This window comes from Streptomyces sp. NPDC002537 (genome assembly GCF_053594975.1).
Genome location: NZ_JBSFWT010000010.1, coordinates 1 through 21,440 on the forward strand (window position 1 = coordinate 1; position 21,440 = coordinate 21,440).

The following is a 21,440-nucleotide window of genomic DNA, read 5'->3' on the forward strand; positions in this document are numbered from 1 at the left end:
ATCGCCGGACGGGCTGGATGTGTCGGCCGTAGTCCGTAACCTGCGGGCAATCCAGCCCGTCCGGCGATTGAGGACAGCGCGCGAAGCGTGCTTCGGGGTCTGGGGCGGAGCCCCAGTTCGGGAGGGGGCGGGGCCGGGGAACAGGCCCGACGCAGGGGCGCGAACGGCCCGTACGGGCATGAGGCACACGAAAACGTCCCCTCCCGCCGTGGACGGCGGAAGGGGACGTCGGGGTCGAGCCGAGCGCAAGCGACTACGCGGAGACCTTCTCGCGCTCACCCTCGCGAGCAACCGGCGCCTCCGGCGCCGCACCGGTCTCCTGAGGCGTCGGCAGCACCAGCATCATCAGCGCCGAGATGGCAATCGTGGCCGCCCAGCCCAGCCCGTACTCACCGATGAACGTGCCGGACAGCGGACCCGCGAACCAGTCGCACTTGGTGAAGCAGATGCCGCCGATCAGCGCGACCGCCCAGGCGGTCATCGCCTGCCAGCAGAAGCCGCCCACGTACCAGTAGCGGCTGGTGCGGCCGGTGTCCATCAGGGCGTCCGCGTCGTAGCGCACGGCACGGGACTTGCGGCGGGCCATGTCGACGGCGTAGACGCCGATCCAGGCGGAGAAGGAGACCGCGAGCAGGATCAGGAAGGTGATGAAGGAGCTCAGGAAGCTCTTCGCGACCAGCATCAGCAGCAGACCGCCGACCAGGGAGATCATGGCGTTGATGCTGACAGCCATCGCGCGCGGCAGCTTGACGCCCATCGTCTGGGCGGTGAAGCCGGCGGAGTACATCGACAGGCTGTTGATCAGCAGCATGCCCACGATCGCGGTGACCAGGTACGGCACGGCCAGCCAGGTCGGCAGGATGTCGCCGAGGAAGGAGACCGGGTCCGGCGCCTTGGCCAGGTCGGGGGTCGCGACGGCCATGACCGCGCCCATCAGCACCATCGGGACCATGACCAGACCGGCACCGGAGACCGTCGCGCCGACGATCTTCTTGCCGGACGCCTTGTGCGGCAGGTAGCGCGCGAAGTCGGGGCCGGTGGGCACCCAGCTGATGCCGCCGGCGGCGATCGTGCCGATGCCGGTGATCAGCATCGCGGTGGAGCCCGCGGGCTTGGAGAAGACCTCGCTCCAGTCCATGTGGACGATCAGGTAGCCGAGCACCAGCACGGAGAAGACGCCGAAGAGATACGTCGACCACTTGTTGCAGACGTTCAGCGCCTTGCGGCCCATGCCGCTCACCAGGAAGGTGCTGGCGACGAACACGAAGAGCGTGACGACGATCAGGAAGGTGTTGCTCTTGATGCCGAAGAGCAGGTCCAGGACGGTCAGTACGGCGTAGGCGCCGGTGACCGCGTTGATCGTCTCCCAGCCGAAGCGGGCGACCCAGAGGATCGCGCCCGGGAAGAGGTTGCCGCGGACGCCGAAGGTCGCGCGGGAGAGCATCGCGCCCGGGGCACCGCCCCACTTGCCGGAGACCGACAGCACGCCGACCATGCCGAACGACGCGAGCGCGGCGCACCCGGCGACGATCAGCACCTGCCAGAAGTTCAGCTGGTTGAAGACGACCAGGGCCGCGCCCATGGTGAGCAGCAGCACACTGATGTTGGCGGCGACCCAGGTGGGGAACAGCTCCCGGACGCGACCGTGCCGCTCGTTGTCCGGTACGGGCTCGATGCCGCGGGTTTCTATCGCGCCGTCGGACTCGGCGGGGACGACGTTGTCCATGTGGGGGGCTCCGTGCGGGTGAAGCGGGGCAAAAGCCACAGCAGAAGGGCCGGGGCAGAAAGAGACGCTGCGGACTCTACGCGCGTCACACAGCCGTACGCCATCGTACTTTGCTCCAACTTTGGCCAGATAGTGGCTTTGGTCCTCGTTACTTCGTACGAATCCACAGGTCATCGACGCGGCGGCGCGAAGGCGGTCGGGTGTCCGATACTGGGGACGTTATGGAAATCGTCATCCTTGCTGTAGTCATCGCTGTGGTCGCGCTCGGCGCGATCAGCGGGCTCGTGGTCAGCAGCCGTAAGAAGAAGCAGCTGCCCCCGGCCCCGCCGAGCAGCCCGTCCGTTACCGCGCCGCCCGCCGAGCCCCACGTAGGCGAGGAGGCGGAGAAGCCGCGTCCGGAGCCCCGCCGGACCGTCGAAGAAGTCGCCCTGCCCGCGACCGAGGCCCCCGTGGCCGAGGAGCCGGCGGCCGAGCCGGAGGCCCCCGCGGAGCCCGAGGCGCCCGCCGAGCCCGAGGTCGAGGTCCCGGAGCCCACCGCCGGGCGGCTCGTCCGGCTGCGCTCCCGGCTCTCCCGGTCGCAGAACTCCCTGGGCAAGGGCCTGCTGACCCTGCTCTCCCGTGAGCACCTCGACGAGGACACCTGGGAGGAGATCGAGGACACCCTGCTCACCGCCGACGTCGGCGTCGCGCCCACGCAGGAGCTCGTGGAGCGCCTCCGCGAGCGGGTGAAGGTGCTCGGCACCCGCACCCCCGACGAGCTGCGTGCCCTGCTCCGCGAGGAGCTGATCTCGCTCATCGGCGCCGACACCGACCGCGTCGTCCACACCGAGCCCGGTGTGGGGACGAACGGCGAGGAGAAGCCCGGCGTCGTGCTGGTCGTCGGCGTCAACGGCGTCGGCAAGACCACCACCACCGGCAAGCTCGCGCGCGTGCTCGTCGCGGACGGCAGGTCCGTGGTCCTGGGCGCGGCCGACACCTTCCGCGCCGCCGCCGCCGACCAGCTCCAGACCTGGGGCGAGCGCGTCGGCGCCCGCACCGTCCGCGGACCCGAGGGCGGCGACCCGGCGTCGGTCGCCTTCGACGCGGTCAAGGAGGGCATCGCCGAGAACGCGGACGTCGTCCTCATCGACACCGCCGGGCGGCTGCACACCAAGACCGGGCTCATGGACGAGCTCGGCAAGGTCAAGCGCGTCGTCGAGAAGCACGGCTCGGTCGACGAGGTGCTGCTCGTCCTGGACGCCACCACCGGGCAGAACGGCCTGGTGCAGGCGCGGGTGTTCGCCGAGGTCGTGGACATCACCGGCATCGTCCTCACCAAGCTGGACGGCACCGCCAAGGGCGGCATCGTCATCGCCGTTCAGCGCGAGCTGGGCGTCCCGGTGAAGCTGGTCGGCCTGGGCGAGGGCGCGGACGACCTCGCCCCGTTCGAACCCGGGGCATTCGTGGACGCCCTGATCGGCGACTGAGAATCCCCATGGAACGTGTCAGGGCCCCGCAGCCGGATCGGCTGCGGGGCCCTGACACATCTCGCGGTGGGGGAGAGATCAACGGCACAGCGGCGCGCGGTGGCACACATACGCCAGCGTGCCCAGCAGCAGCCGCGCCTGCGGCGGCCGGCCCGCCGTGTCCAGGGCCGGCGGCCGCAGCCAGCGCATCGGACCGAGGCCCGCGAAGTCGGAGGGCGGCGCGGTGATGTGGTCGCCCGGACCGAGGCAGCGCAGGTCGAGCCGGGCGTCGTCCCAGCCCATGCGGTAGAGGAGCTGCGGCAGTTCGGCGGCGGCGCCGGGCGCGACGAAGAAGAGGGCCCGCCCGTGCGGCGTGAGCGCCACCGGGCCGAGCGGCAGCCCCATCCGCTCCAGCCGGGCGAGCGCGTACCGCCCGGCCGTCTCCGCGACCTCCAGGACGTCGAACGAGCGGCCCACGGGCAGCAGCACGGCGGCACCCGGGACCTCGGCCCAGGCGGCCGCCGCCGCGTCCAGCGTGGCTCCCGCGGGGACGGGCGGCGCGAAGGAGAGCGGGTGGGCGCCGGGGGCCTGACAGCCGGCGAGGCCGCAGGAGCAGGCCACGCGCCCGCTGCGGGAGGCGCGGGCGCCCGGGACCACGTCCCACCCCCACAGACCGGTGTACTCCGCCACCGTCGTCACGGTCTCGGACGCGCGTCCGCGGCGCCGAGAGCCCGAGCGCAGGTCCCGGATGCCGCCGATTGTGAAGCCCATGCCCCCTCCAACGGGTCGTGCTCGCCGATGGTTACGACTCTGGTGACGACTCGGAGTGTCTCGGACACGGACGGTCGCCGAAGCCCTCCATGCGGCGGCGTGGCGGTGCGCGACCGGGAGCGCGTCTTCCGGTGCGCGCTGTGGCGCGCTTCGATCCACCCCGCCCCTGATCGGCATGTGTCAAGTCAATCGCGTAGAGGTGCGGTTGAGTTCATTCCTTGGGGTGGCGAATGGTGGCGTTTACTGGACTGCTCTCGCGTGACCGGTGATCGTAGGATTACTTTCGGTGCACGGACCTCGGAGATGCACCCGCCGGCAGGCAGATGCCGGAGGCATGGCCCGTTATCGCCGCCCGGCCGCGCCACCTGTTGGCCGGGGTGGAGCATCGTCGGACAGCGGCAGCCGCAACGGGCGGCGGCCCATTCGCGGTTCACGCACCGAGCAGGGTGCGGGATGGGGGCGTCCAGGTGGGCGGCAACGGCAGCGGTACCGAAGGTGCCGAGAAGGCTGAGCGGGCCGACCGGGCCGAGAAGCGCCCGAACGAGCAGCTGGGCTCCTGGTTCCTGCGCAGCGGCTGGTCCAAGGGCGAGCTGGCGCGGCAGGTCAACCGCAGGGCACGGCAGTTGGGTGCCCATCACATCAGTACGGACACCTCCCGGGTGCGCCGCTGGCTCGACGGCGAGCAGCCGCGCGAGCCCATTCCCAAGATCCTCTCCGAGCTGTTCTCGGAGCGGTTCGGCTGTGTCGTCGGCATCGAGGACATCGGCCTGCGGGCCGCGCACCAGTCGCCGTCCGTCTCCGGTGTCGATCTGCCCTGGGCGGGCCCGCAGACCGTCGAGTTGATCAGCGAGTTCTCGCGCAGCGACCTGATGCTGGCGCGGCGCGGGTTCCTCGGCGCCTCGCTCGCTCTCTCGGCGGGCCCGTCGCTGATCGAGCCGATGCAGCGCTGGCTGGCCCCCGGGCCCGCTGGCCGGGACACCTCCGTCACCGGTCAGGACCGCTCCCCGCGCGCGTCCAGGCTCTCCGGGCCCGAGCTCGACCTGCTGGAGTCCACGACCGTGATGTTCCGGCAGTGGGACGCCCAGTGCGGCGGCGGGCTCCGCCGCAAGGCCGTGGTCGGCCAGCTCCACGAGGTCACCGACCTGCTCCAGGAGCCCCAGCCGGAAGCCACCTCCAAGCGACTGTTCAAGGCCGCCGCCGAACTCGCCCAGCTGGCGGGCTGGATGAGCTACGACATCGGCCTGCACCCCACGGCGCAGAAGTACTTCGTCCTGGCCCTGCACGCCGCCAAGGAGGCGGGTGACCGGCCCCTCGGGTCGTACATCCTCTCCAGCATGGGCCGCCAGATGATCCACCTCGACCGGCCCGACGACGCCCTGGAGCTGGTCCACCTCGGGCAGTACGGCTCGCGGGAGTCGGCCACCCCCCGCACCCAGGCCATGCTGTACGCGGTGGAGGCCCGCGCCTATGCCAACATGGGCCAGCCCGCCAAGTGCAAGCGCGCCGTGAACATGGCGGAGGACTGCTTCGCCGACTGCGGTGCCGGTGACGACGACCCCGACTGGATCCGCTTCTTCTCCGAAGCCGAACTCAACGCGGAGAACGCCCACTCCTATCGCGACCTCGCCTATGTCGCCGGTCGCAGCCCCACCTACGCCTCGCTCGCCCGGCCCAAGATGGAGCGGGCGGTCGAGCTCTTCGAGCAGGACAACGACCACCACCGGTCGTATGCACTCAACCTGATCGGCATGGCCACCGTGCACCTGATGCAGCGCGAGCCCGAGCGGGCCACCGTCATGGCCGGCAAGGCGCTCAAGATCGCCAAACAGGTGCGCTCGGAGCGGGTCAACAACCGGCTGCGCAAGACCGTGGGCACCGCCGTCCGCGACTTCGGCCAGGTGCAGGAGGTCGTCGCGCTCACCGAGCAACTCGGCATCCACCTGCCGGAGTCGGCGGAAGCCGTGCAGGCGGTCTGACCCTCCGGCCCTCGACCCCGGCCGCGGCGGCCAACCCGTACAGCCCGACTCGGCTCCCCCACGCCAGGTCACACCGGGCGGTCGCCGCGGTCGGTCCGAGCAGCCCGGGGAGGGATTGCCGCAGAGTGACGGAATGTTGTCAGCCGTTTCCGGCGGTTCATCGGGGTGTAACACCTGCGACGCCATCGTCACCCCGGTGAAACAACCAGCCACACCGGCTGAAACCGCGCTGCGTCAACCTCATGGCGAAACCCGGCCCGCTGAGAACCCTCCCGTCCGGGCCGCCGCTTTCGAGGAGACGTCGATCGTGAATGGCGCAGATACCGCATTCGTATTGATCAGTGCCGCGCTCGTGATGCTGATGACACCGGGCCTGGCCTTCTTCTACGGCGGCATGGTGCGGGTCAAGAGCGCGCTCAACATGCTGATGATGTCGTTCATCTCGCTCGGCATCGTCACCGTGCTGTGGGTGCTCTACGGCTACTCGCTGGCCTTCGGCGACGACCTCGGCGCCGGACTGCTCGGCAATTTCGACCACATCGGCCTCAAGGGCATCAGCCCCGAGACCCTGACCGGCGGCAAGGAAGGCATCCCGGTCTTCGCCTTCGCCCTCTTCCAGCTGATGTTCGCCGTCATCACCCCCGCCCTGATGAGCGGCGCCCTCGCCGACCGGGTCAAGTTCAGCGCCTGGGCCCTGTTCATCACCCTCTGGGTGACGGTCGTCTACTTCCCCGTCGCCCACTGGGTCTGGCAGCCCGGGGGCTGGCTCTTCAAGCTCAAGGTGATCGACTTCGCGGGCGGCACCGCCGTCCACATCAACGCGGGCATCGGCGCGCTGGCCGCCGTCCTCGTCGTCGGCAAGCGCATCGGCTTCAAGAAGGACCCCATGCGCCCGCACAGCCTGCCGCTGGTGATGCTCGGCGCGGGGCTGCTGTGGTTCGGCTGGTTCGGCTTCAACGCGGGCTCGGCGCTCGCCGCCAACGGCACCGCGGCCAACATGGCCCTCAACACCCAGGTCGCCACCGGCGCCGCCATGATCGGCTGGCTCGCCTACGAGCGCATCCGGCACGGCGCGTTCACCACCCTCGGCGCCGCCTCCGGCGCCGTCGCCGGCCTCGTCGCGATCACCCCCTCCGGTGCCGCGGTCAACGCCTTCGGCGCGCTCCTCATCGGCGTCGTCGCGGGCGCCGTCTGCTCCTGGGCGGTCGCCCTCAAGTTCCGGCTCGGCTTCGACGACTCGCTCGACGTGGTCGGCGTCCACCTCGTCGGCGGCATCATCGGCACCCTGCTCGTCGGCCTCCTCGCCACCGACGGCATCGGCGGGCTGACCCAGCTCGGACGACAGGCCACCGGGGCGTTCGCCGTGCTGGCGTACTCCTTCACGGTCTCCTGGCTCCTCGCCAAGGCCGTCGACAAGACGATCGGCTTCCGCGCCTCCGAGGACGACGAACTCGGCGGCATCGACCAGGCGTTCCACGCCGAGACCGCGTACGACTTCAGCGCGGTCGGCGGCGTCTCCACGGCCACCCGGGCCGTGGCGCACACCCCGGACGCCGAGCACGCGGAATCCGGCAGGACGCCGGACACCGGCACGGCACAGCACAAGAAGGTGGACGCATGAAGCTCATCACCGCGGTCGTCAAACCCCATATGGTCGACGAGATCAAGACCGCGCTACGGACCTTCGGCGTCCGCGGCATGACCGTCAGCGAGGCCAACGGCTCCGGCCGCCAGCGGGGCCATACCGAGGTCTACCGCGGCGCCGAGTACACCGTCGACCTCGTCCCCAAGATCCGCATAGAGATCCTCACCGAGGACCATGACACCGACGACGTGGTCGACGTCATCGTCAAGGCCGCGCGCTCCGGGGACGCGGGCAAGATCGGCGACGGCAAGGTCTGGGTCGTCCCCGTCGAGGACGTCGTCCGCGTCCGGACCGGTGAACGTGGTCCGGACGCCCTCTGAGACCGGCCCCGCCCCGGGGCAAGCACCGCCGAGGAGCCCCGAGTTGACGGACACCGGCACCACGACGACCGGCCCGGAGCCCAGTGGCTACGCGGCGGCCCGGCTGCGCCTCCTGCGCCAGGGGGCGCCGTCCGGTCCGCCGCGTCGCGCCGCGCTCGCCCGGCTCACCGACCAGTGGCTCGGCTCCCTGCTGGGCGAGACGCACGGCGTGGCACTCGTGGCCGTCGGCGGCTACGGCCGCGGCGAGCTCTCACCGCGCAGCGATCTCGACGTCCTCCTGCTGCACGACGGTTCGGCGGACATGACGAAGATCGCCGCGGTCGCCGACCGTGTCTGGTACCCCGTCTGGGACATGGGCCTCGCGCTCGACCACTCCGTGCGCACCCCGGCGGAGGCGCGCCGCACCGCGGCCGCCGACCTCAAGGTCCACCTGGGCCTCCTCGACGCCCGCCACCTCGCGGGCGACCCCGCCCTCACCACCGTGCTGCGCGCGACCGCCTACGAGGACTGGCGCGCCCAGGCCCCGGCCCGGCTGCCGGAGCTGCGCGAGCTGGGCGAGGAACGGGCCAGGCGCCAGGGCGAGTTGCGCTTCCTCCTCGAACCCGACCTCAAGGAGGCGCGCGGCGGTCTCCGGGACGCCACCGCCCTGCGCGCCGTCGCCGCCTCCTGGCTCGCCGACGCGCCCCGCGAGGGCCTGGAGAGCGCCCGCGCCCTGCTCCTCGACACCCGTGACGCCCTGCACCTGGCCACCGGCCGGGCCACCGACCGGCTGGCCCTCCAGGAACAGGACCAGGTCGCCACCGCGGTCGGCCGCCCCGACGCCGACGCGCTGCTGCGCGAGGTGTACGAGGCCGCCCGCACCGTCTCCTACGCCGCCGACGTGACCTGGCGCGAGGTCGGCCGCGTGCTGCGCGCCCGCTCCGGACGGCCGCGGCTGCGCCGGATAATCGGCGGGTTCGGCGGCCGGGGAGGGTTCGTCGAACCGGAGCGGGTACCGCTGGCGGAAGGCGTCGTGGAGCAGGACGGCGAGGCGGTGCTCGCCCGCACCGCGCGGCCCGAGCACGACCCCGTCCTGCCGCTGCGCGCCGCGGCCGCCGCGGCGCGGGCCGGGCTGCCCCTGTCGCCGCACGCCGTACGGCGGCTGGCCGCCGCCGCGGGCCCGCTGCCGGTGCCCTGGCCGGACGAGGCGCGCGAAGCGCTGGTCACCCTGCTCGGCGCGGGCGCGCCCACCGTCGAGGTCTGGGAGGCACTGGAAGCGGAAGGGATCGTTTCGCGGCTGTTGCCCGAGTGGGAGCACGTGCGCTGCCGCCCGCAGCGCAACCCTGTGCACCGCTGGACCGTCGACCGCCACCTGATCGAGACGGCCGTGCAGGCCTCCGCGCTCGCGCGGGACGTCGGCCGCCCCGACCTGCTCCTCGTCGCCGCCCTGCTGCACGACATCGGCAAGGGCCGTCCCGGCGACCACTCCGCGGTGGGGGAGGCCCTCGCCCGGGACGTCGCCGCCCGGCTCGGCTTCGGCCCGGCCGACGTCGGGACGCTCGCCGTGCTCGTGCGCCACCACCTGCTGCTCGTCGAGACCGCCACCCGGCGCGACCTCGGCGACCCGGCGACCGTCCGCACGGTCACGGAGGCGGTCGCGCGTACGGACACCCTGGAACTGCTGCACGCGCTCACCGAGGCGGACGCGCGCGCCACGGGCCCGGCGGCCTGGAGCGCCTGGCGCGCGTCACTGGTGGCCGATCTGGTCCGCCGCGCCGCCGCCGCGCTCGCGGGCGGCGGCACGACGGACCGCGCGGAACCGGAGCCGCTCGACGCGGAGCACGAGCGGCTCGTGGCGGAGGCGCTGCGCACCGGGGGGCCGGTGCCGGTACTCCACCTGCGGCCGGAGGGCGACGAGTCCGGGCACGCGACGGCGGCGGTCGGTGCCGAACTCGCCATCGCCGTCCCCGACCAGCCCGGGGTGCTGCCCGCCACCGCGGGTGTCCTCGCCCTGCACCGGATGACCGTCCGCGCCGCGGACCTGCGGACGGTCGACGGCGCGCTGCTGCTGCGCTGGCGGGTGGCCGCGGAGTTCGGCTCCCTGCCGGATGCCGCACGGCTGCGGAACGACCTGGCGCGGGCCTTGGAGGGTTCCCTGGACCTGGCCGGTCGGCTGGCGGAGCGGGAGGCCGCGTACACCCGGCGCCGCCGGGGCGCGCACGCCCCGGCGCGCGTCACCGTGGCGGAGGCGGGCTCGCGGGGCGCGACCGTCCTGGAGGTGCGCGCCCAGGACGTCCCCGGCCTGCTGCACCGCATCGGCCGGGCGCTGGAGGCCGCGGGGGTATGGGTACGGAGCGCGCACGTGAGCACGTTGGGGGCGAACGTGGTGGACGCGTTCTATGTGACGGGAGCGGAAGGGGTGCCGCTGTCGGAGAAGGAAGCGGCGGCCGTGGCGAAGGGGGTGGAAGAGGCGCTGAGGTGACGGGGCCACCGAAGCCCCCCTTAGCGCCCCCTGCCCGGACCCCTCTTATCCGGCTTATCCGGCAGGCGAGGTCGCCCAGTGGACAGGGCCGGATACCCTGGAGGGCGACTGTTCCCGCCCCCGACTCCGAGGACCTACGAGCGCCGTGTTCGATACCCTCTCCGATCGCCTCTCAGCGACTTTCAAGAACCTCCGCGGCAAGGGGAGGCTCTCCGAGGCGGACATCGACGCCACCGCCCGTGAGATCCGTATCGCCCTGCTCGAGGCGGACGTGGCGCTGCCGGTCGTCCGGGCCTTCATCAAGCAGGTCAAGGAGCGGGCCGGCGGCGAAGAGGTCTCCCGGGCCCTCAACCCCGCCCAGCAGATCATCAAGATCGTCAACGACGAGCTCGTCGGCATCCTCGGTGGTGAGACCCGCCGCCTCCGGTTCGCGAAGACCGGCCCGACGGTCATCATGCTCGCCGGTCTCCAGGGTGCGGGTAAGACCACGCTCGCCGGAAAGCTCGGTCTGTGGCTCAAGAGCCAGGGGCACTCCCCGCTGCTCGTCGCCTGTGACCTCCAGCGCCCCAACGCCGTCAACCAGCTGAGCGTCGTCGCCGAGCGCGCGGGCGTCGCCGTCTACGCGCCGGAGCCGGGCAACGGTGTCGGCGACCCGGTCCAGGTCGCCAAGGACTCGATCGAGTTCGCGAAGTCCAAGGTCCACGACATCGTGATCGTGGACACCGCCGGCCGCCTCGGCATCGACGCCGAGCTGATGCAGCAGGCCGCCGACATCCGCGACGCGGTGCAGCCCGACGAGGTGCTGTTCGTCGTCGACGCCATGATCGGTCAGGACGCGGTCAACACGGCCGAGGCGTTCCGCGACGGCGTCGGCTTCGACGGCGTGGTGCTTTCCAAGCTCGACGGTGACGCCCGCGGTGGTGCCGCCCTGTCGGTCGCGCATGTGACCGGCAAGCAGATCATGTTCGCCTCCAACGGCGAGAAGCTCGACGACTTCGACGCGTTCCACCCGGACCGCATGGCGTCCCGCATCCTCGACATGGGCGACATGCTCACCCTGATCGAGAAGGCCGAGCAGACCTTCAGCCAGGACGAGGCCGAGAAGATGGCGGCCAAGCTGGCGAAGGGGCCGAAGGAGTTCACGCTCGACGACTTCCTGTCCCAGATGGAACAGGTCAGGAAGATGGGCAGCATCAGCAAGCTGCTCGGCATGCTCCCCGGCATGGGTCAGATCAAGGACCAGATCAACAACCTCGACGAGCGCGATGTCGACCGCACGGCCGCGATCATCAAGTCGATGACCCCGGCGGAGCGCCAGGACCCGACGATCATCAACGGCTCGCGCCGGGCCCGCATCGCCAAGGGTTCGGGCGTGGACGTCAGCGCGGTCAAGAACTTGGTCGAGCGCTTCTTCGAGGCCCGCAAGATGATGTCCCGCATGGCACAGGGCGGCGGCATGCCGGGTATGCCCGGGATGCCGGGCATGGGGGGCGGCGCGGCCCGCAAGAAGAAGCAGGTCAAGCAGGGCAAGGGCAAGCGGCAGAGCGGCAACCCCATGAAGCGCAAGGCGGAGGAGCAGGCCGCGGCCGAGCGCCGCGAGCAGGCGGCGCTGGGCCTCCCGGCCGCGCCCCCCGCGGCCGAGAAGTTCGAACTCCCGGATGAGTTCAAGAAGTTCATGGGCTGAGGCGTCCTCAAGCCGGACGGGCTGATCCGCGGGTTACAGTTCGCGAAATTCAGCCCGTCCTGGGGGCACCTCCCAGCGGTAGCTGGGGGAGATTGAGGACGCGGCCGCAGGCCGCTCTCGCCGCAGGCGAAAACGGCGGGACAGCCGAAACAGGGCGGTCCGGACAGAGGGCACCCGACGGCTACACCCGGGCTATGAGGTACCGGAAGACATTCGGCATCCACACCGTCCCGTCCCGCCGCAGATAAGGATGGAGCGCCTCGGCCAGCTCCTTCGTCACCTGCTCCTCGTCCGTCGCCGCGACCGCCGCGTCGAACGCGCCGGTCGACAGCATCCCCCGCAGCGCGCTGCCCATGTCCGCGTAGCCGTACGGGCAGGCCACCCGGCCCGAGCCGTCCGGCCGCAGTCCGGCGCCGCGGGCGAGGTCCTCCAGGTCGTCGCGGCCGCTGGGGCGCCAGCGGGAGGGCGCGCACATGGGATCCGCGAGCCGGGCCGCGACTCGAAGCGCCCCCGACGCGGCGCAGCGCTCCTGCGGGCCCCAGCCGGCCAGCACGACGGGCGCCCCGTACTCGGCGCAGTCGGCCGCCCGGGAGAGCGCGCCCGTCAGGTGGTGGGCGCCGCCGCCCGCCGAGTACAGCGAGTACAGCGGGTCGAAGGCCGTGACGAGGTTGAACGCCGGGCCGCCGGGTTCGGTGACGGACTCGGGGCCGCCGTGCCCCAGGCGCGTGCGGCGGCCGGTGGCGGGCCGGTCGCCCTCGGGCAGCAGACGTTCGCGGGCCAGCTCCAGCCGTCGGCCGTCGGAGTCGACGCCGCACACCCAGGCCCCGCGGGCGGACGCCATCAGCAGGGCCAGCCCGGAGCCGCAACCCAGGCTGAGCAGCCGGGTGTCGGGGCCGACCTCCAGCCGTTGGTACACCGCTTCGTAGAGCGGCACCAGCATCCGTTCCTGGATCTCCGCCCAGTCGCGGGCCCGGGAGCCGGGCGACACAGCGGACGGCCGGTGCCGCCGCACGAGCGTTGGTGTCATCGAAAGCGCCCCAATCCGCCGAGAGACGTGTGCGTGCCCGAACCGGCCCCCCGATGTGCTGCTGTGCGCGCTGCTGTGAAGCACCCCCGTATGCCAGAGAACTCCGCTTCCGTCCCCGAGTCCAGGGGGCGGCGCGTGAACGTTCCCCGTCCGCCCACGATGGCATGTGCCGGGCGCTCTCGCACGGGCGGGCGGCCGCCGGAAGGGAGCCGGACAAGGAGGGGGAGGGGAGGGTGCGAGGAGGGGATTCACGCTCTGGTGGATCCGCCCCGTACCATTCGCACCATGGCAAAGGCTCCCATTCTCACTCCCCAGGCGGAAGACTTCCCGCGCTGGTACCAGGACTTGATCAACAAGGCCGAGCTGGCCGACAACGGCCCGGTGCGCGGCACCATGGTCATCCGCCCGTACGGGTATGGGCTCTGGGAGCGCATGCAGCAGGAGATGGACGCGCGCATCAAGGACGCGGGCGCCTCCAACGCGTACTTCCCGCTCTTCATCCCGCAGTCGTACCTGACGCGGGAGGCGGAGCACGTCGAGGGCTTCGCGCCCGAGCTCGCGGTCGTCACGCACGGCGGCGGCAAGGAGCTCGAGGAGCCGGTCGTCGTCCGGCCCACCTCCGAGACGATCATCAACGAGTACTTCTCCAAGTGGGTCCAGAGCTACCGCGACCTGCCCCTGCTGATCAACCAGTGGGCGAACGTGGTCCGTTGGGAGATGCGCCCGCGCGTCTTCCTGCGCACGAGCGAGTTCCTCTGGCAGGAGGGCCACACCGCCCACGCCACGTACGAGGACGCCCGCGACTACGCGGCCCGCATCCACCGCGACGTCTACTACGACTTCATGGTCAACGTGCTCGGCATCGACGTCGTGCTCGGCCGCAAGACGCCCAAGGAGCGCTTCGCGGGTGCCATCAACACCCTCACGCTCGAGGGCATGATGCGCGACGGCAAGGCCCTGCAGCTGGGCACCAGCCACGAGCTCGGGCAGAACTTCGCGAAGGCGTTCAACACCTCCTACCTGTCCAAGGACGGGCAGCAGGAGATGGTCTGGCAGACCTCCTGGGGCGTCTCGACCCGCATGGTCGGCGGTCTGATCATGTCGCACGGCGACGACAGCGGCCTCCGGGTGCCGCCGCGCCTCGCCTCCGTCCAGGCCGTCGTCCTGGCGATCAAGGGCGACGACGCGGTGATCGCCAAGGTCCGTGAGATCGGCGACCAGCTGAAGGCCGCCGGTATCCGGGTGCAGGTCGACGACCGTACCGACACCCCCTTCGGCCGCCGTGCCGTGGACTGGGAGCTCAAGGGCGTTCCGGTGCGGATCGAGGTCGGCCCGCGCGACCTGGAGAACGGCACCGCGATGCTGGCCCGCCGGATCCCCGGCGGCAAGGCTCCGGTCCGCCTCGACGAGCTGGTCGCGCTGCTGCCGAAGGTCCTGGAGGAGGACCAGGAGCTGCTGCTGACCCAGTCCCGCGAGCGCCGCGAGTCCCTGACGTCCGACGTGGCGACCATCGGCGAGGCCGCCGAGGCCGCCATCGCCGGCGGCTGGGCGCGGATCCCGTGGGCGGACCTCGGCCCCGAGGGCGAGGCCAAGCTCGCCGAGCAGGCCGTGACCGTACGGTGCCTGGTCGCCGAGGACGGTTCGGTGCCGGACGCGGATGACACTCCGGGCGCGCTCGCGATCGTGGCCCGCGCGTACTGATGACGCCATGGCGCGCGCCCGCAGCAGGTGCGCGCCTCCGCAGGCGCCCGTGGCGGTCGATGTCCGACCGCCACGGGCGCCTGTCGGCGTTCTGGGGTGCGCGGGGGCGCACGCCCCCCGATGCGCGCTTACTCGCGAGTCAGTACGTCCCATGTTGCGAACGGGTGCGCGGGTTCTCCACAGATCTGCGCACCCGCCCTCGTCGGGACGCATGAGCGTGAAACTGACTGGTACGTGCAAATTATTTGGGATGGCCCGGTATCGGAACACCGGGCCGCGCTTGCTCGTTGTCACGACGTGAGCACGACACCACCTGTTCTCGCCGCAGAGCTGGCGCAGGCGTGGGCCGATATTCAGCGGTACCACCCCGAGCTGCCGGATCTAGCCGCGCCCGAATCGTTGATCGGGGAATCGTCGTCCGCCTGCGGCGCCGAGCTCTCCTTCGAACGGCTGCTGCACGAGGCAGTGCACGGCATCGCGGCCGCCCGCGGTGTCCGTGACACGTCACGTGCGGGCCGCTACCACAATCGCCGGTTCCTGGCGATCGCCGAGGAGCTGGGTCTCGACCACGGTGACGAGCCGCATCCCAGCAGCGGCTTCTCCTTGGTCGTGCTCAACCCGGAGGCGCGCAAGCGCTACCGCCCCACCATCGACAGACTCCAGCGCGCGCTGAAGGCGCACACGGTCGCCACCACCGCCGACACCTCGCGGACCTTCCGGGGTCCCGCGGCGCGGCACGGCTCGTCCGGCGGCGGGGTGCGCGTCAAGGCCGTGTGTGATTGCGGGCGCAATGTCCGTGTCGTCCCTTCTGTGCTTGCGCAGGCGCCGATCATGTGCGGCGGATGCGGTCAGCCCTTCCGCATCCCCGAGCCGGTACCGGTCGGCTGACCTGGAGGGGTGTGGCACAATGGGACGCTGTACTCGACAGTCGAACAGGACCCCTCTCTCCTCCGGCTGACGCGTCCATCGGGCACCCGAGTACCGCAACCCCACGTGGCATCCCGTTGTGCCCAACCACGTCAAGACCAGGAGACACCACTCCAGTGGCAGTCAAGATCAAGCTGAAGCGTCTGGGCAAGATCCGTTCGCCTCACTACCGCATCGTCATCGCCGACTCCCGTACCCGCCGTGACGGCCGGGCCATCGAGGAGATCGGTCTGTACCACCCGGTGCAGAACCCCTCGCGCATCGAGGTCGACTCCGAGCGTGTCCAGTACTGGCTGGGTGTCGGCGCGCAGCCGACCGAGCCCGTGATGGCCATCCTCAAGGTCACCGGTGACTGGCAGAAGTTCAAGGGCCTGCCGGCCCCTGCGCCGATGCTCCTCCCCGCGACCAAGGAGGACAAGCGTCGCGCGTTCGACGAGTTCACCAAGGGCCTCGAGGCCGGCGCCGCGAAGGGTGAGGCCATCACCCCGAAGGCCAAGAAGTCGGAGAAGAAGGACGAGGCCGCCGCGGCCGAGTCCGCTGAGTCGACCGAGGCCTGAGGATGCTCGAGGAGGCCCTTGAGCACCTCGTGAAGGGCATCGTCGACAACCCCGACGAGGTGCAGGTCGCGTCGCGCAACCTGCGGCGCGGGCGAGTGCTGGAGGTCCGGGTCCACCCCGATGACCTCGGCAAGGTGATCGGCCGCAACGGCCGCACCGCTCGCGCACTGCGCACCGTCGTGGGCGCCATCGGCGGCCGTGGTATCCGCGTCGACCTCGTCGACGTGGATCAGGTCCGCTGAGAAGCGATTGAGCACCGGCACGGGCCGGGAGGGGCTTAGTGCCCTTCCCGGCCCTTGTCGCGTTCGGCTCGTCGCGTTCGTACGGAGAAGCAGAGAAGGAACCGCATGCAGCTGGTAGTCGGCAGGATCGGCCGCGCCCATGGGATCAAGGGTGAGGTCACCGTTGAGGTGCGCACGGACGACCCGGAGCTCCGGCTCGGGCCCGGCGCCGTGCTGGCCACGGACCCCGCCGGAGCGGGCCCGCTGACCATCGAGAGCGGGCGGGTGCACAGCGGCCGGCTGCTGCTGCGCTTCGCCGGTGTCAAGGACCGTACGGGCGCCGAGGCACTCCGCAACATCCTCCTGATCGCCGAGGTGGACCCCGAGGAGACCCCCGAGGACCCCGAGGAGTTCTACGACCACCAGCTGATGGACCTCGACGTCGTCACCGCCGACGGCACCGAGATCGGCCGGATCACGGAGATCGCACACCTCCCGGCGCAGGACCTGTTCATCGTGGAGCGGCCCGACGGCGGCGAGGTGATGATCCCCTTCGTCTCCGAGATCGTGATCGAGATCGACCTGGACGCGCAGCGCGCGGTCGTCGACCCGCCGCGCGGCCTGATCGACACCGACGAGGCGGAGGTCGCGAGCACCCGCGATGCCGAAGCCGACACCGAGGCCGAGGGCGCCGAGGGCCAGGACGCCGACGCGAAGGACGCCGACCCGAAGGACGGCGACGCGAAGGGCGGCGTGTGATGCGGCTCGACGTCGTCACGATCTTCCCCGAGTACCTGGCGCCGCTGGACGTCTCGCTCGTCGGCAAGGCCCGTGCGCGCGGCCTGCTGGATGTGCGCATCCACGACCTGCGCGACTGGGCGCACGACAAGCACAACACCGTCGACGACACCCCGTACGGCGGTGGTCCCGGCATGGTGATGAAGCCCGATCCCTGGGGCGAGGCGCTCGACTCGATCATCGAGTCCGGGGAGCAGGCGCCCGACGGCGGGCAGCGGCCGACGCTGATCGTCCCCACTCCCAGCGGCAAGCCCTTCACCCAGCAGCTCGCCGTGGAGCTCTCCGAGAAGCCGTGGCTGGTCTTCACCCCGGCCCGTTACGAGGGCATCGACCGGCGCGTCATCGAGGAGTACGGCGACCGGCTCGACGTGCGTGAGGTCTCCATCGGGGACTATGTGCTCGCCGGCGGCGAGGCGCCCGTCCTCGTGATGGTCGAGGCCGTCGCCCGGCTGCTCCCGGGCGTGCTGGGCAACGCCGAGTCGCACCGTGACGACTCCTTCGCCCCCGGCGCCATGGCCGACCTCCTCGAGGGCCCCGTCTACACCAAGCCCCCGGAGTGGCGCGGCCGCGGCATCCCCGAGGTGCTGCTGAGCGGCCACCACGGCAAGATCGCCCGCTGGCGCCGCGACGAGGCGTTCCGGCGCACGGTCGCCAACCGGCCCGATCTGATCGAGCGCACCGACCCGGCGGCCTTCGACAAGAAGGACCGCGAGATGCTCTCGATCCTGGGCTGGGGGCCGGGGCCCGACGGCCGATTTGGGCGAGTGGCCCCGGACGTGGAAGAATAAGCCGTTGCCTTGCGCCCGGCGCGCGCCCCTGCCACAGGGGGAAAGACGCCGCCCGGCACATGCACCACCCCCAGCATCATTTCGATTCCGCTGATGACCTGTGGCATCGGCGAGGAAGCAGACCAACATGGCCTCCCTGCTCGACAACGTCAACGCCGCGTCCCTGCGCACCGACCTGCCGGCCTTCCGTCCCGGTGACACCGTGAACGTCCACGTTCGCGTCATCGAGGGCAACCGCTCCCGCATCCAGCAGTTCAAGGGTGTCGTCATCCGCCGCCAGGGCGCGGGCGTCAGCGAGACCTTCACGGTCCGCAAGGTCTCCTTCTCGGTCGGCGTCGAGCGCACCTTCCCGGTGCACAGCCCGATCTTCGAGAAGGTCGAGCTCGTGACCCGCGGTGACGTGCGTCGCGCCAAGCTGTACTACCTCCGTGAGCTGCGCGGCAAGGCCGCGAAGATCAAGGAGAAGCGCGACAACTGAGCTTCCGTCCGGAGTCCGCGCCTGGCCGGATAGGCTTTCGGCTCGATGGACACCGACGAACAGCTTTCGGAGCGCGACCGCTCTCCAGAACCCGCAGAGGGGGAGGAGCAGGGGTCGCGCTCCTCGCGTTTTCCCGGGAAGTCGCGCTCGGAGGGGACGGCTCCGGAAGGGCCGGGCACGTCCGAGGGCCGCGGTCGGCCGGCCAGGGCCCGGGACTGGCTCAAGGGCGGCGGTCCCCTGCGCAAGGCCGGGCTGCTGCTCGCCGTGTGCATGGTCTTTCTGCTGCTGCTCAGCAGCTATGTCGTCCAGCCTTTCCTGATCCCCAGCGGCTCGATGGAGAACACGCTCCGGATCGGCGACCGGGTGCTGGTCAACAAGCTCGCGTACGCCTTCGGTGACGAGCCCCGCCGCGGCGACGTGGTGGTCTTCGACGGCAGGGGTTCGTTCGTCCAGGACGCTCCCTCGGAGAACGTGATCACCGCCCTGATCCGCAAGGGGGCGTCGTCCGTCGGCCTGATGAGCCCGGCGCGGACCGACTACATCAAGCGGGTCGTGGGTATCGGCGGTGACCGGGTCACCTGCTGTGACGCCCGCGGGTGGCTCGCGGTCAACGGTCAACCGATCGACGAGCCGTACCTCTATCCGGGTGATGCGCCCTCCCGAGTGCCCTTCGACATCGTGGTGCCGGAGGGGAAGCTGTGGGTGATGGGCGACCACCGCGGCGATTCCCGCGACTCACGCGACCACCTGGGGGAGCCGGGCGGCGGTACGGTCCCGGTGGACCGGGTCGTCGGGCGCGCCGACTGGATCGGCTGGCCCTCCGGCCGGATCGGTTCGCTGGAGCGGCCGGACGCCTTCGCGCGCGTACCGGAGCCGGGAGCGGCGGGACGGCCCGGGAGGCCGCATGGGTAACCGGGGCCGTACGCACCGGGCGCGGGCGCACGCGGCGGACGGGGCCGACGCGGGAGACACGCCGGCCGGTGAGCGGGCGCGCCCGGGGGGACGCGCCGCGCGGCGGAAGGCGGCGCGGCGGGTCAAGCGGCGGCGCCGCAGGTCCGCGGTCAAGGAGGTGCCGATCCTCATAGCGGTGGCGCTGCTGATCGCGCTGGTGCTGAAGACGTTCCTGGTGCAGGCGTTTGTGATCCCCTCCGGTTCGATGGAGCAGACGATCCGGATCGGTGACCGGGTGCTGGTGGACAAGCTGACGCCCTGGTTCGGTGCCGAGCCGGGCCGTGGCGACGTGGTGGTCTTCAAGGACCCCGGGGGATGGCTTCCGCCCGAGGAGGCCAAGGCCGGGGAGGACGCGGTCGGCATCAAGCAGGGGAAGCAGTTCCTGACCTTCATCGGTCTTCTTCCGTCCGCGAACGAACAGGATCTGATCAAGCGGGTGATCGGTGTCGGGGGCGACACGGTCAAATGCTGCGACAAGGACGGCAAAATCACAGTCAACGGGACACCGCTCGACGAGCCCTACGTCCACCCGGGCAACCGGCCGTCGGAGCGCGAGTTCACGGTGCGCGTGCCGCACGGGCGGATCTTCGTCATGGGCGATCACCGCTCGAATTCGGCTGATTCGCGCTACCACTTGGAGGAGCCGGGGCAGGGCACCGTGCCCGAGAGCCTGGTGGTCGGCCGTGCCGTCGTCATCGCCTGGCCCTTCGGCCACTGGCGGGGACTGTCCGAACCGGACGCCTTCGCATCGGTCGGGGACGCGCCGCGTACGGGGACGCGGGCGGGCGTTTCGCCGAATAGTGTGTCCCTCATGGATCAGGACGGATTGATCCGGCTCCCGACCCCTGCGGAACTCCCGCTCGTTATGGGAGTGGTGGGCCTGCGTCGTATGTACGACAGGCGGCAGAGCGGAGAGAGGAGCGGATGTGGGGGACTTGGCGGTCGGCGCGCGTTCCGGTCACGGAGAGCCCGAGAAACGACCCGGGGGTACCGAGGAGTCGCCCCGGGGCACTGCGCCGGAGGAAGCCGCCTCGTCCCAGGCGGCCCGGTCGGCCCAGGCATCCAGAGACACGACGGACGGGCCGGCGGATGCGGAGAACGACGGCGTGACGCCCGGTGACGGTGCCGGGGAGCCGGGCGGGAAGCAGCCGAAGAAGCAACGATCCTTCTGGAAAGAGCTGCCGATCCTCGTCGGCATCGCCCTGGTGCTCGCGCTGATCATCAAGACCTTCCTCGTCCAGGCCTTCTCGATCCCCTCCGACTCGATGCAGAACACCCTCCAGCGGGGCGACCGGGTGCTGGTGGACAAGCTGACGCCGTGGTTCGGTGCCAAGCCCGAGCGCGGTGAGGTCGTGGTCTTCCACGACCCGGGCAAGGGCGACCAGAGCTGGCTCGGCCCCGACACCCAGCAGCAGAACTCCGGGCCCTTCGGCCGGGGCGTGCAGAAGGTCCTGAGCTTCGTCGGCCTGATGCCCTCGGCCGAGGAGAAGGACCTCATCAAGCGGGTCATCGCCGTCGGCGGCGACACCGTGGAGTGCCAGGGCCAGGGCAGCCCGGTGAAGGTCAACGGCAAGGCCCTCGACGAGAAGTCGTACATCTTCCAGGGCAATTCCCCGTGCGACGACAGGCCCTTCGGGCCGATCAAGATCCCCAAGGATCACATCTGGGTGATGGGCGACCACCGCCAGGACTCCCTGGACTCCCGCTACCACCCGGATCTCTACAACGGCACGGTGCCCACCGAGGACGTCGTCGGCCGCGCCTTCAGCGTCGCCTGGCCGATCAACCGCTGGTCCTTCCTCCCGGTGCCGGGCACCTTCGACCAGCCCGGCCTGAACGCCGCCGCCGCGGCGACGCCCCCGGCCCTGGGCCTCGCGGGCGCGGTGCCGCTGGTGCTGTGGCGCCGGCGCCGGATCGCCAGGAAGACCGTGACGAAGGGCTGACTGACCTCCGTACCGCCCGGT

At 71.2% G+C, this 21,440-nt stretch carries 18 protein-coding genes and 1 pseudogene; 16 read left to right on the plus strand and 3 right to left on the minus strand.

Features of this window, described 5'->3' with window-relative positions; genetic code table 11:
* Window positions 1-253 precede the first annotated feature (253 nt).
* A complete protein-coding gene (locus ACWD4A_RS07090) occupies window positions 254-1,726 on the minus strand; it encodes a purine-cytosine permease family protein (protein WP_451190415.1) in 1,473 nt (490 codons plus the stop codon).
* 221 nt (window positions 1,727-1,947) lie between these two features.
* On the opposite strand from ACWD4A_RS07090, the gene ftsY reads away from it, so the two are divergent.
* Window positions 1,948-3,192, plus strand: a complete 1,245-nt coding sequence (gene ftsY, locus ACWD4A_RS07095) for a signal recognition particle-docking protein FtsY (RefSeq protein WP_451190417.1) — start codon at window positions 1,948-1,950, stop codon at window positions 3,190-3,192.
* A 78-nt stretch (window positions 3,193-3,270) separates the two neighbouring features.
* Here ftsY and ACWD4A_RS07100 read toward each other — a convergent pair whose 3' ends face one another.
* Window positions 3,271-3,942, minus strand: a complete 672-nt coding sequence (locus ACWD4A_RS07100) for a bifunctional DNA primase/polymerase (protein WP_451190419.1) — start codon at window positions 3,940-3,942, stop codon at window positions 3,271-3,273.
* 467 nt (window positions 3,943-4,409) lie between these two features.
* On the opposite strand from ACWD4A_RS07100, the gene nsdA reads away from it, so the two are divergent.
* From nsdA to ffh, 5 genes are all read left to right on the plus strand, one after another.
* Window positions 4,410-5,918 carry a transcriptional repressor NsdA gene (nsdA, locus tag ACWD4A_RS07105; protein ID WP_451190421.1) on the plus strand — a complete coding sequence of 503 codons (1,509 nt, stop codon included), beginning with the start codon at window positions 4,410-4,412 and terminating at the stop codon, window positions 5,916-5,918.
* A 307-nt stretch (window positions 5,919-6,225) separates the two neighbouring features.
* Window positions 6,226-7,539, plus strand: coding sequence for an ammonium transporter (locus tag ACWD4A_RS07110; RefSeq protein WP_451190423.1), 1,314 nt, complete (start codon window positions 6,226-6,228; stop codon window positions 7,537-7,539).
* Window positions 7,536-7,883: a P-II family nitrogen regulator gene (locus ACWD4A_RS07115; RefSeq protein WP_451190425.1), complete on the plus strand. Its 348-nt coding sequence runs from the start codon at window positions 7,536-7,538 to the stop codon at window positions 7,881-7,883. The genes ACWD4A_RS07110 and ACWD4A_RS07115 overlap by 4 nt, the downstream gene beginning before the upstream one ends.
* Before the next feature lie 43 nt (window positions 7,884-7,926).
* Window positions 7,927-10,344, plus strand: a complete 2,418-nt coding sequence (locus tag ACWD4A_RS07120) for a [protein-PII] uridylyltransferase (protein WP_451190427.1) — start codon at window positions 7,927-7,929, stop codon at window positions 10,342-10,344.
* Between the two features lie 145 nt (window positions 10,345-10,489).
* Window positions 10,490-12,028, plus strand: coding sequence for a signal recognition particle protein (gene ffh / locus ACWD4A_RS07125; RefSeq protein ID WP_451190429.1), 1,539 nt, complete (start codon window positions 10,490-10,492; stop codon window positions 12,026-12,028).
* 181 nt (window positions 12,029-12,209) lie between these two features.
* On the opposite strand, the gene ACWD4A_RS07130 is transcribed toward ffh, so the two are convergent.
* Complete coding sequence (locus ACWD4A_RS07130) at window positions 12,210-13,055, minus strand: class I SAM-dependent methyltransferase (protein WP_451190431.1); 846 nt, start codon at window positions 13,053-13,055, stop codon at window positions 12,210-12,212.
* A 285-nt stretch (window positions 13,056-13,340) separates the two neighbouring features.
* Here ACWD4A_RS07130 and proS point away from each other — a divergent pair, with 285 nt between their 5' ends.
* The 10 genes and pseudogenes from proS to lepB (ACWD4A_RS07180) all read left to right on the plus strand — a co-directional run bounded on the left by proS (window position 13,341) and on the right by lepB (ACWD4A_RS07180) (window position 21,419).
* Window positions 13,341-14,756 carry a proline--tRNA ligase gene (gene proS / locus ACWD4A_RS07135; protein ID WP_451190434.1) on the plus strand — a complete coding sequence of 472 codons (1,416 nt, stop codon included), beginning with the start codon at window positions 13,341-13,343 and terminating at the stop codon, window positions 14,754-14,756.
* Between the two features lie 297 nt (window positions 14,757-15,053).
* Window positions 15,054-15,644: a hypothetical protein gene (locus tag ACWD4A_RS07140; RefSeq protein WP_451190436.1), complete on the plus strand. Its 591-nt coding sequence runs from the start codon at window positions 15,054-15,056 to the stop codon at window positions 15,642-15,644.
* Window positions 15,645-15,799: 155 nt separating this feature from the next.
* On the plus strand, window positions 15,800-16,240 hold the full coding sequence (rpsP, locus tag ACWD4A_RS07145; protein ID WP_451190438.1) for a 30S ribosomal protein S16: 441 nt from the start codon (window positions 15,800-15,802) through the stop codon (window positions 16,238-16,240).
* 2 nt (window positions 16,241-16,242) lie between these two features.
* Entirely contained in the window at window positions 16,243-16,482 is a 240-nt protein-coding gene (locus tag ACWD4A_RS07150; protein WP_020868149.1) for an RNA-binding protein, read from the plus strand.
* A 105-nt stretch (window positions 16,483-16,587) separates the two neighbouring features.
* Window positions 16,588-17,220 (plus strand): ribosome maturation factor RimM, encoded by a 633-nt coding sequence (gene rimM / locus ACWD4A_RS07155; protein ID WP_451190440.1) that lies wholly within the window; start codon window positions 16,588-16,590, stop codon window positions 17,218-17,220.
* A complete protein-coding gene (gene trmD, locus ACWD4A_RS07160; protein WP_451190442.1) occupies window positions 17,220-18,047 on the plus strand; it encodes a tRNA (guanosine(37)-N1)-methyltransferase TrmD in 828 nt (275 codons plus the stop codon). The genes rimM and trmD overlap by 1 nt, the downstream gene beginning before the upstream one ends.
* Window positions 18,048-18,174: 127 nt before the next feature.
* Window positions 18,175-18,525, plus strand: coding sequence for a 50S ribosomal protein L19 (rplS, locus tag ACWD4A_RS07165; protein WP_451190444.1), 351 nt, complete (start codon window positions 18,175-18,177; stop codon window positions 18,523-18,525).
* Window positions 18,526-18,570: 45 nt separating this feature from the next.
* Window positions 18,571-19,437, plus strand: coding sequence for a signal peptidase I (lepB, locus tag ACWD4A_RS07170; RefSeq protein WP_451190446.1), 867 nt, complete (start codon window positions 18,571-18,573; stop codon window positions 19,435-19,437).
* Window positions 19,430-20,497, plus strand: a pseudogene (lepB, locus tag ACWD4A_RS07175) (signal peptidase I); the annotation flags it as partial. The gene lepB (ACWD4A_RS07170) and the pseudogene lepB (ACWD4A_RS07175), both read left to right, overlap by 8 nt.
* The gene (lepB, locus tag ACWD4A_RS07180; RefSeq protein ID WP_451190644.1) at window positions 20,412-21,419 is read left to right on the plus strand and encodes a signal peptidase I; all 1,008 of its coding nucleotides are present in this window, start codon (window positions 20,412-20,414) and stop codon (window positions 21,417-21,419) included. The pseudogene lepB (ACWD4A_RS07175) and the gene lepB (ACWD4A_RS07180), both read left to right, overlap by 86 nt.
* Window positions 21,420-21,440: the final 21 nt, after the last annotated feature.

Excerpts from the sequence above, each read along its gene's own strand:
- ACWD4A_RS07090 (WP_451190415.1), bottom strand. The coding sequence starts at position 1,726 with ATGGACAACGTCGTCCCCGCCGAGTCCGACGGCGCGATAGAAACCCGC.
- ftsY (WP_451190417.1), top strand. The coding sequence starts at position 1,948 with ATGGAAATCGTCATCCTTGCTGTAGTCATCGCTGTGGTCGCGCTCGGC.
- ACWD4A_RS07100 (WP_451190419.1), bottom strand. The coding sequence starts at position 3,942 with ATGGGCTTCACAATCGGCGGCATCCGGGACCTGCGCTCGGGCTCTCGG.
- ACWD4A_RS07115 (WP_451190425.1), top strand. The coding sequence starts at position 7,536 with ATGAAGCTCATCACCGCGGTCGTCAAACCCCATATGGTCGACGAGATC.
- ACWD4A_RS07130 (WP_451190431.1), bottom strand. The coding sequence starts at position 13,055 with ATGACACCAACGCTCGTGCGGCGGCACCGGCCGTCCGCTGTGTCGCCC.
- proS (WP_451190434.1), top strand. The coding sequence starts at position 13,341 with ATGGCAAAGGCTCCCATTCTCACTCCCCAGGCGGAAGACTTCCCGCGC.
- ACWD4A_RS07150 (WP_020868149.1), top strand. The coding sequence starts at position 16,243 with ATGCTCGAGGAGGCCCTTGAGCACCTCGTGAAGGGCATCGTCGACAAC.
- rimM (WP_451190440.1), top strand. The coding sequence starts at position 16,588 with ATGCAGCTGGTAGTCGGCAGGATCGGCCGCGCCCATGGGATCAAGGGT.
- trmD (WP_451190442.1), top strand. The coding sequence starts at position 17,220 with ATGCGGCTCGACGTCGTCACGATCTTCCCCGAGTACCTGGCGCCGCTG.
- rplS (WP_451190444.1), top strand. The coding sequence starts at position 18,175 with ATGGCCTCCCTGCTCGACAACGTCAACGCCGCGTCCCTGCGCACCGAC.
- lepB (WP_451190446.1), top strand. The coding sequence starts at position 18,571 with ATGGACACCGACGAACAGCTTTCGGAGCGCGACCGCTCTCCAGAACCC.